Below are 13,166 nucleotides of genomic sequence, written 5' to 3' on the forward strand. Positions count from 1 at the left end.
TTATGAAACTAGATGAGTTAGAATAGTTCTAACAACAAGGGGAAGTTATGTCTGAAAAATCTGAAAAAACAAGCTTTATGCAGCGAAATAATATTATTCGTGCAGCAGTTATGGGTGCCAATGATGGTATTTTATCAGTATCTGGTATCGTTTTAGGTGTTGCAGGTGCTACTAGTCACACAGATACAATCTTACTAGCGGGGTTTGCTGGTATGTTAGCTGGAACTGTGTCGATGGCAATGGGGGAATATGTTTCGGTCAATTCTCAACATGATGCACAAGAAAAAGTGCGTCAAATTCAAACTCGGGCTGTTGCAAATGATTACGATGGCGAATTTGAATTTGTACAAAAAAAATATGAAGAAACAGGTATATCATCAACGTTAGCTCAACAAGCTACGCAGGAGATGATGTCAAAAGATCCCTTGGTCACATCTGTCCGCGAACGCTATGGATTTTCTTTAAACCAAGAATTAAGTGCTGGCCACGCTGCTTTGGCGTCATTAGTTAGTTTCCCCATAGGATCAATATTACCAATGGTTGCTATTTCTATAGCGCCTCAGGGAACGCGAGAAATTGCCACATTTATTGCTGTTATTGTAGCATTAGCCATTACAGGATATGCAGCAGCTCAAGTAAATGGTGCAAACAAAAAGCATTCCGTAATTCGTAATGTCATTGCCGGTATCTTTACAATGATTGTGACGTTCTTAATCGGTAGTTTGTTTAGATAAAAAAGGGGACTGAAATGGAAAAAGTAAAAAAACACGAAACCATGGATGAACGATTAAATGCCATTCGAGCAGGGGTTCTCGGATCTAATGATGGCATACTGACGGTTGTTGGGGTTTTGTTTTCAGTAGCAGCAGCAACGACAAATCAATTTGCAATTTTTATTGCTGGGCTAGCTGACTTAGTGTCATGTGCTTTATCAATGGCTTCTGGAGAATACGCCTCTGTCAGTTCACAGTCAGATAGCGAAAAGGTGGCCGTTGAAACTGAAAAAGAATTGTTAAAAACTGATATGCCAGGGCAACACCGTTGTGTACGAGACTTTTACATGGAACGTGGTGTGTCTGAAAAAACAGCAAGTGCAATAGCTGATGAGCTGTTGCAGAAAAAGCCTTTAGAAACAGTATTAAGTGTTAAGTATGATATTACACTAGGACACTATATGAGTCCATGGTCAGCTGCTTGGTCATCATTGTTTTCTGCAGCTTTAGGTGGTGCCTTTCCATTGTTGACGTTGTTAATTGTGTCAGGAAAGTATCAATTCGTTGCCACAATTGCAGCAACTGTAGTAGCAGTTGCACTTACTGGATTTCTTAGTGCGAAAATTTCTAACGGCTTAGTTAAGCGTGCAGTGATTCGTAATATTATCATTGGTCTTATTACGATTGCAATCCACTTTGGCATAGGAAAAATATTCTAACTAGTATAAGTTAACAATATCTGTTATATTTTTAATTAATGTTGCTGAATACGGGCTATGTTTGAGATAATAGTATTATGAATAAGAAAATTATGCACAAATGGCGTGTTTTAGATGCACGATTAAAAATATCAACTTTAACTACTTTTTTTACACGCTCACAAATTGGTTATGTTGGACCGACATTTGCTTATTATGCACTTTTAACAGTCTTTCCTATATTGATGGGGGCAGCTTTAATTGTCTCTTTCACGAGCATCAGTACTGCTGATTTACTAGCAATGATGCGTAATGTATTACCAAAAAATATTGAGAATATTGTGATTCCAATTATGGAATCCGTTTTATCATCAAGAAGTACTTCGCTACTTTCTTTTTCCGTCCTGTTTACGATTTGGTCGATTTCACGTGTGATTGCGGTCTTTCGTCAATCATTTAATGCCATTGCAGACGTTAAAGAACACATTAATAGTTTGTTCACACGAGCTTTTTCATTTATATGGTTGTTGTTTATTTTGACATTATTTGCTTTGTTAATGGTTGGTAGCAATGTTTTGACCATCGTCATTCAGCACTTGCCGTATTCAGAATGGACTAACTTTTTACAACATCAAACGCGTTGGTTTATATGGTTGGGTATTTGGCTGGCTTTGGTCATGATGAATTTTTTTCTGCCGGCAAAAGACGCTCGAGCACCATTTCGTTTTGTTTTAGTTGGCAGTTTTCTTGAATTAGTGATGTTGAATCTCTTGAATAGAGGATTCACGTTTTATGCTCAATTTGCTTTGGGGAAATATGATTTTTATCAATCCGTGAGTTCTATGATTGCTATGCTGATTTGGTTAAACTTGATTGCTACAATTTTGGTATTAGGTTATGTAGTCATCAAATGGTTATCGGTCATTAATTGGAGGAAAGAAGATGTTTCGAAACAGTGATTTTGATATTTTTGAAGACAAAACGTTAAATGGTCGAATGGAAAAAATAAGAACGATTATTGATCCAAAGTTTGAAGAGTTTGCGTCGATTGTGTTGCCTATATTGAATACAAATGGGCAAGAATGGTATGCACATGTAGCTAAGCATTTACGAAGAACAACTTATGCGCCGGATAATACATGGGTAGCCTTTGCGCCAAATAAGCGCGGTTATAAAATGTTACCACATTTTGAATTAGGCATTTGGGAAGATAATGTTTATTTTTATCTTGCTGTTGAAGAGAATATGAAACCTGCTCAAACCAACGTAATTACTCAAAAATTGCGTGAGGTGAGCCCATTAGTGAGAGAATTACCAGATTCACACCGATTAAGTCAAGATCATATGGTAAACAAGACATACTCATTATTACAATATGACGATTCAGTAGAACGTTATGAATCGGTTAAGCATAGTGAGGTATTGATTGGAGTAGAAATAAAACGTGGTGATAAACTTTGGGATGGCGATGGCATTGTAGATACCTTGGTTCTAGCAATGAAAAATTTGTTACCAATCTACGAAAAAATTAAATAAAAATAATGGCTAGACTTGAATATTAAGTCTAGCCATTATTTTTTTAAGAATTCATTGCTTCTATCTGGTTAATTTGTTGTAACTCTAGCGTTTGGGCTTCATTTATTTCATTGTATAGTACGGCTGCCAGTGTATTGGGAATAATGCCTGTCGAGCTGGCTTGTTGAATATAATTATATTCAAATTGAAATGCTTGAATATATAAATCACTGTTGATAGTTGGCGTTTCTTGATTATATTCACGTTTTATTAAATTAAAATAACGATCAAATCTTTGACGAACATAACTAATGTATTGGTGGTCATCAGTGTCATTATCTAAACTATTACGTAAGAGATTATCCAAGTGCTGATTAACTTCACCAATGACGTCGTTATTTAATAGCAGTAATCCTTCATGAATATTTTGCCATTGTTGTGCACTACCTTGATGCTCTTTGGCCCATTTTTTACGACCCTTTAGCCGTTGTTTTTTCGTAATTTGGCCATTTCGGACGTGCCACTTTATATGACGATATCTTGCCTTTACATAGTGAAAAAATCTTTGTAGGGGGCTGTGTTGGAAAAAACTGCTGATTTTGAGACGATTAAGAATTTTTTCATATGCATCAATTACTTCAGAACTGTATTTTTGTTCAACACTGTCACTGTGGAGATAATGAATAATAAAATCTTTCGTGTTGTTTAGCAAACTATTATATTTTTGAGAATTATAATTTCTTGTTGAATGGTTGTCGTTTAACCAGCCTTTTTGCGACTGTAATTGTATCATAATTGCCTCTCGAACTGCTGGGTTTGCAGTAGTCTCAGAAACCTTTAATGAGGCATAGTCAACCATTTTGTTACGGGTGTTTTCAAGGTCAGCCTTGGTATAGGTGACCGCTTTCTTTGGTAGGGCGATAGGTAAAATAATTGCACTCATTAACATACTAATTAAGATAATCAAAGTGGCAACTACAATAAGTTCAGCACGATAAGGGAAAGCATGATTGGCAATAGTTAACGGTAAAGAAAATGCCATGGCTAGCGTCATGGTCCCATGTACGCCACTGATGGCGAATATATGGGACAAAAAACGATGTTGTTTGGGATTGCTGTGGCTGTCAAAGAAAGTGTTAGCCGACTGGTTGTCTTCGCGAAATGCCCAAATATATCGCACAGCATACATAGCAATATAAATTAAGATGCTTAAACCTAATAGTTGCATGATTCCAACTAAGCCCATATGAATAATTTCTTGCCAAACAATCGGTAAAGAAATACCTAAAATAATGAAAACAATACTATTTAAGACATTCGATATTGATTCCCAAATAGTGTTGGAAGTCAGTTGTACTCGTGTCGATGTTAAGCGAAGCTTATTGGATTCCCAATTGTGCACAATACCAGTAGCAACCACGGCTAAGATACCGGAAGTGCCAAATGATTCTGCTAAAAAGTAAACAATAAACGGGGTTAAGAGACTAATCGGGATGATCGTTGTTTCTGGGCTAACGGTTCTGAAAGTAATATTGGTTCGGATAGTGACGAGTAGAAAACCAGCAATGACACCAATTAGCGCACCACCAACTGCAACAAACAAGAAGTGACCAATGCCTGCGATGAGAGAAAATTTTCCTTGTTCAAGCACGGATAGGGCTAAGTCTAATAAAACTAGTCCTGTTGCATCGTTGAATAGTGATTCTAATTCAAGAGCCTCGCCCACACCATTGGGCATATCAACTGACGAGGTCATTGATTTGACGGCAACAGCATCGGTAGGCACAACAATTGCAGCTAGAGCAATTGCTAATGGTAATGTCCACTGTACTTCCACGCGGTTAGCTATTAAGCCAACAACGATTGCGGTGGCCACAGCTAGGACTACTGATAGGAGAAAGATAATTGAAAAACGTTTTTTTATTTTAGAAAATGATTGTTTTTGTCCATCTAGAAACATTAACGGTGCAATAATCATTAGCATAAAAAACTCAGGTTCAAGTTCGAAATTTTGAAATATCGGTGTAAATGACAGGAAAATACCAACAATAATTAGGATGAATGGTTCCGGAATTTTGGGGAAGAATTGTTTAATTAGGTTAGTACCAATCACACCGATTAACAATAAAACTAATGTATATAGTGCTGTCATATATCCTCCTTAAGAATGAAGTTTCAGTGGTTACAATAGTTCTAGTCAAAGAGATTCTCTCATTTGGATTGTTGACGGGATTCGAATTGTTTTGGACAAAGTGGTTTCATCATTCATAATCTGCATTAAGTTGGCTGCAGCCGTTCGACCTATTTCTTGGGGGTTTTGTGATACAGAAGTAATTTCGGGTGAAATCATGTCAGCAAACATGTCATCATCATAACCAATTACACCAACATCATCAGGTATAGCAATATGATGTTTCTTTAAAAATCGAACAATTTCCCACAAGACTTGTCCATTGAGCGCATACAGCGCTTTTTTTGTGGGTGATTCAAGCATGGATTGTAGTGTGTTTTGCCAGTCCTTATTGTCATCAATTTCGATTAGTTTAATCGTAATACTTGTGTTCTCAATACCAGTTTTTAGGCCATTGTAACGATTCATACGGCTAGACACACCGTTGATATGATTGGATAAAACAATAATTTCTTCGTAATTTTTTGATTTCATTAGATCTGCCACTTCTAGTGATTTTTGAAAATTATCCGATACCACTGCTGGCCAAGTAAATGGTTCAGTATAACGATCAACTTGAACAACGGGGATATTTTCATCAATTAATAGTTGGTAGTGATCAGGTTGGTGAACCAATGGTTGCAAGATAATACCGTCGATCCTTTCGGTGACCATCTTTTCCAAATTACTATATTCACGTTCAATTGAATTGTCGCCGTCCATAATCAAAACTTGATAGATTGTATTTTGAAAATAATCACTGATGCCTTTTAAAAGACGCGAGGTATACATATTGGAAATATCTGCTACAGAGATACCGATTAACAGAGAGTTTTTGGCTTTTAAGGCTTGTGCTTGGCGACTAGGATGATAATCTAATTCAGCAATTGTTTCAGCAATACGTTCTTTTGTTGCTTCTGACATATTATCAAATTTCCCGTTTAAAAAACGGGAAACAGTTGTCTTTGAAACCCTTGCCATTTCAGCTATAACGTTGATGGTCACTTTTTTACTCATGAGAACATTATACGACAAATTAAAAAAAGGGGTTGACAAATATTTGGAAGCGTTTACAATATATCATGTAAACCGGTTTCCGAAAACGATACACGTAATAAAAATAAAGGGATGGAAAAATGGAAAAAGAGCAGTTACATATTGATCCAGAAAAGTTTGCGTTACAATTTCTTGAATCTTTTAAACTAAATTTTGATGCTAAAAATCTTGAGGGTATGGCTAAACAACAACTTGCGGCCTATCTATCTGCTTACTTTCTAGTTGAAAAATTTAATAAAATTGAAGGCGAAAACTTTGATCGGTCACAACCTAATCTATCAGATTTAGGATTTGACGAGTTATTGAAACATGTAACAGAACTAAACAAGTATTGAGGAGCGGATAATGAGAAAAGAACAAATTGTTTTAAATAATTTAGTATTCATGAATGATCATGAGAAGGGAATGCAACAACTTGAAATGTTAAAAAAAGCTGTGTCTTTCGGTGTCTCATCGGTTGAATTACGACGGGAGTACTTTGATGACATTGTTAAAGAAACTCCAGCCATTGCACAGTATGCAGTTGATAACAAGTTGCGGTTATTTTATTCCGTACCAGATGAGGTATTTGTGAACCATCGTCTTAATCCAAAATTGGCACAATACTATGATGAAGCACAGGCGCTTGGCATTTATGCCATTAAATTTAATATTGGAGATTTCGAAACGTTATCTTCGGAAGATGTGTCTGAATTAAACCAATTATTAGCGCGCGGCATTCAAACAAATATTGAAAATGATCAAACCCAAGTTTCGGGAAAAATAAAAGCCATTGAAAAGTTTATGTCTGCTGTTACCGAAAATAATTTAGATATTCGCTATGTTTATGATATGGGTAATTGGCGTTATGTTGGTGAAGACGAAGTTGTGGCAGCTGAAAAACTAACACAGTATGTACGCTATATTCATGTTAAAGATGATCAAGGACACGGTGATAATTTGGTAACCGTACCGCTTAGTGAAGGAGATATTGCATGGCAATCAATTTTGAACATCTTGCCAAGCAACGTTCCCGTAGCGGTTGAATATCCAACAGTTAATGACAAAGTTATACAAGATGGCGTTCAGGCACTCGCCATCTTTAATTAAAGGGGTGTAAGACTTATGACTAATATAATTATTAGTATTTTGCTCTTACTAACATTCGTAGGCTTTATCTATTACATTGTTAAGGGTGGCAATTTAGTTATTGGTTTCTTTGTAATGGCGCTTCTCTGGTCTGTTATTGGGCTGGTGCCTTTCGACCAAGTTGTTCAAAAGGTTATTGCAGAGCCAGCATTGAATTATGGACCAACAATTATTTACATTGTTTTTGGTTCTTGGTTTGGTCGTGTACTAGTTGATTCTGGTATAGCTGGATCCATTTCGGCGCAGACTGAAAGAGTTGGACGAAAAGCGCCTATTTTTGCAACGATATTAGTTGTGCTCGTCACAGCATTGATTTTCTCGTCGGCATACGGCGTTGGTTCGGTTATCGCCATTGGTGTTATATTAATTCCAATCTTGTTGTCGATTGGGGTCCCTAAAAAGGTCGCCATTCCAGCATTCACAATGGCTATTGGTGCGCCAATGTACATTAACGTAGTCCTATTTAATCAAATAAAAGCGTTCTTCCCGTCAGTTAGTTTTTCGGGAAAATACTTGATTTTTGGATTAGCAGCCATGGGGGTTCAATTATTAGGCGTTATTATCTTCATATTGCTTAATAGTAAAAGCATCAAAAATGGTGAAATTGAAACAATTGATGACAGTAAACAAGCAACCTTCCAGAAAACGCATCCAATTACATTTATCATCCCTGTTTTACCGGTGGCCTTGAATATGTTCTTCCATTGGGATGCTATTCCTGCTCTGTTATTGGCAACTATTATTGCGTTGTTATTGACAGGGCAAATGAAATCTTATAAAGGATTAGTTGCTTTTATCAACAAAACAGTTTCACAAGCAATCAATGATATTTCTGGTTTGATCATATTCTTGATGGCGTTGGTTATGTTTGCCGGCGCAGCTACTATGAACGTTCCCCATTTCAAAAGCATGATTGAAGTTATTTTACCAAGTAGTCCATTGGTTTTGGCAATTGCCATTGGTATATTAGCACCATTGGCTTTGTTCCGCGGACCTTTACATGTTTGGGGTGCCGGAGCGGCTACGGCGGCAGTTTTAGCTGCTACAGGTACTTTCCAACCAATATTTTTGCTACCACTTCTTTACACGGCAAGTATTATGGCAGTTTCCATTGATTTAACACAGTCATGGAATACATGGGCGCTAACTTATTCAAAGTTGGAAACAAAGGAATACTTAAAAATGGGCATACCAGTGATGTGGGTAGTATCGTTTGTGAACGAACTATTGGTTTATGGCTTTTTTGGACATTAAAAAGGAGTTAGGAGAAACAAGATGAGTGAAATTTTAACATTAGGTGAACCGGTAGTGACGTTTGCTTCCACCGACTTAAATAAGGGTTTAGTTGATAGTATTAATTACTATAAATTTTTGGGTGGTGCTGAACTAAATGTCATGATCGGTGCTACTCGATTAGGTCATAACACGGAATACATTTCTCAGGTTGGTGCAGATCCGTTGGGTCAATTTACGATTAAGGAAATAGCGCGTTATAATGTTGGTAATCATTATATTGCTACAGATGAAGGCAATTGGACGGCGTTTCAGTTAAAAGAATTAGTTGATCAAGGAGATCCATCAACTTTTAATTTTCGCAGAAATTCAGCTGCGGCACACTTTGACAAATCATTAATTGATCAAGTTGATTTTTCCGATGTAAAGATAGCCCATTTATCAGGGATTTTCCCCGCAATTTCGCTTCAAGCACGTGAAGCATTCCGTTATTTTGCTGAACAATTAATTGATCATGGTATTAGAACAACATTTGATCCAAACTTACGCCCTGCTTTATGGGAGTCTAGAGAAGTGATGATTGAAACGATCAATGATTTAGCAAAATATGGTGAAATTGTTTTACCTGGTATTGATGAAGGTGAAATCCTAATTGGATCAAGAGACCCAGAGACCATCGCCGATTTTTATCTGAATAATAGTGACCGCACACAAACTGTCGTTGTCAAAATTGGTTCTGATGGAGCCTATGTCAAAAACAAGAGCGGTGAGAGTTACATTGTTAATGGGTTTAAGGTTGAAAAGGTCGTTGATACTGTTGGCGCAGGGGATGGATTTGCGCTTGGCTTGATTACCGGTTTGATTGAAGGATTGACCATGGCAGATGCTGTAAGACGGGGGAACGCTGTAGGTGCTCTACAAGTTCAAACACCAGGTGACAACGATGGGTACCCAACACAGGAAGAACTAGAAGCATTTTTGGCAGATAATAAGAAAGAGGCATAATATGACAAAACAAGTATTCTTACCAGATGATATTCCAGCAGTTGGGAAAAAGATTCTTGAAGAAGCAGGATTAGAAGTAGTTGTTGGTTCTGGTCGTGATCATGAAAAGATGAAGGCTGAAGGGGTAGAGGCAAGTGCTGTATTGATTGGTACACAAAAGTTTGATGCAGATATAATGGACGCTATGCCAAATTTAAAGGTTATTGCACGTAACGGCGTTGGTTATGATGCTGTTGACGTGGATGCTGCAACCCAGCGCGGTATCTATGTTGTGAACACACCTAAAGCTTTATCAGGATCAGTTGCTGAAACGGCTGTCTCTGAGTTATTAGCTATCAGCAAGAACTTATATCAAGATTCAAAAGCAATTCATGATGATAATTGGAATTATCGAAAGGCACACCCAGGCCGTGATATTGAAGGGAAAACTGTTGGTATCTTAGGATTTGGTCGTATTGGTCAGCAAGTTGCTAAAAAATTAAGTGGGTTTGATGTTAAGGTCATTGCCTTTGATCCCTTTGCCAAGGATGTGCCTGGTGTTAAATTGGTTGATCGTGAAACGATTTTTAAAACTGCCGACTATGTGATGGTCCATTTGCCGGCATTACCTGAGACTCAGCATTCAATTGGCGCAGATGAGTTTAAGTTAATGAAAAATGACGCATTTCTAATTAATATGGCTCGTGGTTCTATTCTGGTTGAATCTGACTTGGTCTTGGCTCTGAAATCGGGTGAGATAGCTGGTGCGGCTTTAGATGTTTTTGAAGAAGAGCCATTGCCTGTTACAAACCCATTAGTTGCATTGGAAAATGTTTTGCTCACACCACATATTGCTTCTAACACTGTTGAAACTAAGGCGCGTATGGCGGTTGATGCAACCAATGACATTGTTCGGGTATTATCTGGCAAGAACCCAGAATCAGCTGTGAATAAAATTGATAAATAACTAGAAAAACGACTGATTAAAAGTCGTTTTTTAATTTCAAGGTGTATAATGTACCTATTCTAATAGATTACAGGAGAAAACATGACTCAATTCACACGGCTTTATAATAATTTTCAACCTGAACACTATGATATCTATTTAGATATTAATCGTGAGACGAAACAGTTTAATGGTAAAACAAAGATTAGTGGTAATGCGCTAGTCAACAATATTGCCTTACATCAAAAAAATTTGCAAATTCAGTCTGTTCACATTAATGAAAAAGAGATTCCTTTTGTCATTGATGATAACGCTGATTTGATTGAAATTTCGACAGAAACTATTGGTCAGATAGATATCACTGTGACTTATAAGGCGACACTAACCGACACAATGATGGGGATTTATCCTTCGTATTACGATCTAGATGGTATTAAAAAACAAATTATCGGTACACAATTTGAAACAAGTTTTGCTCGTCAAGCTTTTCCAAGTGTGGACGAACCGGAAGCTAAAGCGACATTTGATTTATCAATCAAGTTTGATGAACAACCAAATGAAACAATTTTAGCCAATATGCCAGAGATACGCACAGAAAATGGCGTACATTATTTTGATACAACAGTGCGGATGTCAACTTATTTAGTGGCCTTTGCCTTTGGTGAATTACAAAGTAAGCAAACGGTTACTAACACAGGGGTAAAAGTTGGTGTATTTTCTACCAAGGCACATGCTCCCAAAGAATTGGATTTTGCACTAGACATTGCTAAACGATCGATTGAGTTTTTCGAAGATTTTTATCAGACACCTTACCCATTACCACATTCTTGGCAACTAGCCTTGCCTGATTTCTCTGCAGGAGCAATGGAAAACTGGGGATTAGTAACTTATCGTGAAGCTTATGTATTGCTTGATCCTGAAAATTCAGCATTGAATACCAAACAAATTGTTGCCACAGTTATTGCTCACGAATTAGCGCATCAATGGTTTGGCGACTTAGTCACGATGAAATGGTGGGATGATTTGTGGCTCAATGAAAGCTTTGCTAATATGATGGAGTATGTGGCAATTGATGCCATTGAGCCTGATTGGCACATTTGGGAAAGCTTCCAAACAAGTGATGTTGTTTCAGCATTGAAGAGAGATAGCACAGATGGCGTACAATCAGTCCACACTCAAGTAGAACACCCAGCTGATATTGATGCTTTATTTGATCCAGCAATTGTTTATGCCAAAGGGGCAAGACTGTTGGTGATGGTTCGTTCTTTGATTGGGGATAAGGCCTTACGTGAAGGACTAAAAAGATACTTTGCTCGTCATCGCTATGCAAACGCAGCAGGAGCTGATTTGTGGGAGGCTTTGGGTGAAGCTTCAGGTCAAAATATTAAAGCAGTGATGGATTCTTGGTTGGAACAACCAGGATATCCAGTGGTTTCAGCAAAAGTTATTGATGGCCAGTTAACCCTATCTCAAGAACAGTTTTTCATTGGTGAATACGAAGAAAGTGACCGTCAGTGGCAAATACCCTTAAACAGTAACTATGATGTGGCACCCCAAATACTAGCCAGTAAGCGTGTAGTGATTGGTGATTATGCTCAATTACGTGAATCAGTTGGTACACCTTTTAGGCTGAATGACGGTAATGATTCGCATTTTGTTGTTAAATATGATGCCCAATTACTAAAAGATATTTTAGAACATCTTGATGAATTGGATAATATTTCGCAAAGACAAATTCTTCAGGATCTACATTTGCTAGCTGATGGTAGGCAAATTACCTATGCTGATATCGTGCCACTGCTGGTCAATTTTGCGCACAAAGATGCCATGTTGGTTAATGCAGCACTATATAGTATTCTTTCAGACTTGAAGAAATTTGTTATACCAAATTCAGCTGAAGAAAAAGCTTTGAAGAAATTCTATGATGAACTAAGTAGAAAACAAGTAAAACGCTTGGGCTGGGCCGGTCAAAGCGGTGAATCATACGACAATCAGCTCACACGTCCTTATGTTTTGAATGCTTCTTTGTATGCAGAAAATCCTGATACAATTGCAACGGCTCATGAATTATTTGAGAAAAACAGTGATAATCTACAAAACCTATCTGCTGATATTCGTCACTTTGTACTCGCCAATGAATTGAAGCACTTTGGCAACACGTCATTGTTTGAACAACTGTTAACTACTTACCGAAAATCCTCTGATGCTAATTACAAAGCTGACTTACGTTCGGCCTTAACTAGTACCCCAAAGCCAGATTTAATTGTAAAATTGATTGATCAGCTAAAGGACGCTGACACGATTAAACCGCAAGACCTCCGTGGTTGGGTCTATGGCTTGCTAGTTAATGATAAAAGTCAGCAGTTAGTCTGGGATTGGGTTCGTGAGCAGTGGCAGTGGCTAGAAGACACGATCGGTGGTGACATGGAATTTACGATGTATATTACTGTTATTGCCGTTGTGTTCCATACACCAGAGCGACTGGCTGAATTTAAGGCGTTCTTTGAACCTAAGTTGAATACGCCTGGATTAACACGGGAAATTACTATGGACATTAAAGTAATCTCAAGCCGTGTTGATTTAATCGCAGCTGAAAAGGATGGTGTGAATAAAGCCATTTCTGAGGCTATAAAATAAACTAGTTAAAAAGCAAACGGTTATATGTTTGCTTTTTTGATATAAATCATTTTGTGGTAATCCTTTTGAATTGCTAATTAATACCG

At 37.5% G+C, this 13,166-nt stretch carries 12 protein-coding genes; 10 read left to right on the forward strand and 2 right to left on the reverse strand.

Translation table 11 applies throughout. The annotated features are described in order from the left end of the window. Positions 1-47 precede the first annotated feature (47 nt). The 4 genes from HFP47_RS01085 (at position 48) to HFP47_RS01100 (ending at position 2,947) form a co-directional block, all read left to right on the forward strand. Positions 48-734, forward strand: coding sequence for a VIT family protein (locus tag HFP47_RS01085; protein WP_011679331.1), 687 nt, complete (start codon positions 48-50; stop codon positions 732-734). A 14-nt stretch (positions 735-748) separates the two neighbouring features. Continuing rightward, complete coding sequence (locus tag HFP47_RS01090) at positions 749-1,432, forward strand: VIT family protein (protein WP_004164582.1); 684 nt, start codon at positions 749-751, stop codon at positions 1,430-1,432. A gap of 77 nt (positions 1,433-1,509) precedes the next feature. Continuing rightward, a complete protein-coding gene (locus HFP47_RS01095) occupies positions 1,510-2,370 on the forward strand; it encodes a YihY/virulence factor BrkB family protein (protein WP_011679332.1) in 861 nt (286 codons plus the stop codon). Next, positions 2,354-2,947: a DUF1054 family protein gene (locus tag HFP47_RS01100; RefSeq protein ID WP_179875928.1), complete on the forward strand. Its 594-nt coding sequence runs from the start codon at positions 2,354-2,356 to the stop codon at positions 2,945-2,947. Before HFP47_RS01095 ends, HFP47_RS01100 begins: the two co-directional genes overlap by 17 nt. Before the next feature lie 43 nt (positions 2,948-2,990). Here the strand turns inward: HFP47_RS01100 and HFP47_RS01105 are convergent, their stop codons facing one another. Continuing rightward, positions 2,991-5,078, reverse strand: coding sequence for a sodium:proton antiporter (locus tag HFP47_RS01105; RefSeq protein WP_179875929.1), 2,088 nt, complete (start codon positions 5,076-5,078; stop codon positions 2,991-2,993). Positions 5,079-5,123: 45 nt separating this feature from the next. Further along, entirely contained in the window at positions 5,124-6,113 is a 990-nt protein-coding gene (locus tag HFP47_RS01110) for a LacI family DNA-binding transcriptional regulator (RefSeq protein ID WP_025267825.1), read from the reverse strand. Between the two features lie 119 nt (positions 6,114-6,232). Between HFP47_RS01110 and HFP47_RS01115 the strand changes: the two genes are divergently transcribed. The 6 genes from HFP47_RS01115 (at position 6,233) to HFP47_RS01140 (ending at position 13,080) form a co-directional block, all read left to right on the forward strand. Continuing rightward, positions 6,233-6,487 carry a hypothetical protein gene (locus tag HFP47_RS01115; RefSeq protein WP_010286019.1) on the forward strand — a complete coding sequence of 85 codons (255 nt, stop codon included), beginning with the start codon at positions 6,233-6,235 and terminating at the stop codon, positions 6,485-6,487. Between the two features lie 10 nt (positions 6,488-6,497). After that, the gene (locus HFP47_RS01120; RefSeq protein WP_042250782.1) at positions 6,498-7,241 is read left to right on the forward strand and encodes a sugar phosphate isomerase/epimerase; all 744 of its coding nucleotides are present in this window, start codon (positions 6,498-6,500) and stop codon (positions 7,239-7,241) included. A 15-nt stretch (positions 7,242-7,256) separates the two neighbouring features. After that, positions 7,257-8,534 (forward strand): hypothetical protein, encoded by a 1,278-nt coding sequence (locus HFP47_RS01125; RefSeq protein ID WP_014324368.1) that lies wholly within the window; start codon positions 7,257-7,259, stop codon positions 8,532-8,534. Between the two features lie 21 nt (positions 8,535-8,555). Beyond that, entirely contained in the window at positions 8,556-9,518 is a 963-nt protein-coding gene (locus HFP47_RS01130) for a sugar kinase (protein ID WP_011679338.1), read from the forward strand. A 1-nt stretch (position 9,519) separates the two neighbouring features. After that, positions 9,520-10,464 carry a phosphoglycerate dehydrogenase gene (locus HFP47_RS01135; protein WP_042250780.1) on the forward strand — a complete coding sequence of 315 codons (945 nt, stop codon included), beginning with the start codon at positions 9,520-9,522 and terminating at the stop codon, positions 10,462-10,464. An 81-nt stretch (positions 10,465-10,545) separates the two neighbouring features. After that, positions 10,546-13,080, forward strand: a complete 2,535-nt coding sequence (locus tag HFP47_RS01140; protein ID WP_096638967.1) for a M1 family metallopeptidase — start codon at positions 10,546-10,548, stop codon at positions 13,078-13,080. Positions 13,081-13,166: the final 86 nt, after the last annotated feature.

The organism is Leuconostoc sp. DB-1 (assembly GCF_013414845.1).
Lineage (GTDB): Bacteria > Bacillota > Bacilli > Lactobacillales > Lactobacillaceae > Leuconostoc > Leuconostoc mesenteroides.

Excerpts from the sequence above, each read along its gene's own strand:
- HFP47_RS01085 (WP_011679331.1), top strand. The coding sequence starts at position 48 with ATGTCTGAAAAATCTGAAAAAACAAGCTTTATGCAGCGAAATAATATT.
- HFP47_RS01090 (WP_004164582.1), top strand. The coding sequence starts at position 749 with ATGGAAAAAGTAAAAAAACACGAAACCATGGATGAACGATTAAATGCC.
- HFP47_RS01095 (WP_011679332.1), top strand. The coding sequence starts at position 1,510 with ATGAATAAGAAAATTATGCACAAATGGCGTGTTTTAGATGCACGATTA.
- HFP47_RS01100 (WP_179875928.1), top strand. The coding sequence starts at position 2,354 with ATGTTTCGAAACAGTGATTTTGATATTTTTGAAGACAAAACGTTAAAT.
- HFP47_RS01105 (WP_179875929.1), bottom strand. The coding sequence starts at position 5,078 with ATGACAGCACTATATACATTAGTTTTATTGTTAATCGGTGTGATTGGT.
- HFP47_RS01110 (WP_025267825.1), bottom strand. The coding sequence starts at position 6,113 with ATGAGTAAAAAAGTGACCATCAACGTTATAGCTGAAATGGCAAGGGTT.
- HFP47_RS01115 (WP_010286019.1), top strand. The coding sequence starts at position 6,233 with ATGGAAAAAGAGCAGTTACATATTGATCCAGAAAAGTTTGCGTTACAA.
- HFP47_RS01120 (WP_042250782.1), top strand. The coding sequence starts at position 6,498 with ATGAGAAAAGAACAAATTGTTTTAAATAATTTAGTATTCATGAATGAT.
- HFP47_RS01125 (WP_014324368.1), top strand. The coding sequence starts at position 7,257 with ATGACTAATATAATTATTAGTATTTTGCTCTTACTAACATTCGTAGGC.
- HFP47_RS01130 (WP_011679338.1), top strand. The coding sequence starts at position 8,556 with ATGAGTGAAATTTTAACATTAGGTGAACCGGTAGTGACGTTTGCTTCC.
- HFP47_RS01135 (WP_042250780.1), top strand. The coding sequence starts at position 9,520 with ATGACAAAACAAGTATTCTTACCAGATGATATTCCAGCAGTTGGGAAA.
- HFP47_RS01140 (WP_096638967.1), top strand. The coding sequence starts at position 10,546 with ATGACTCAATTCACACGGCTTTATAATAATTTTCAACCTGAACACTAT.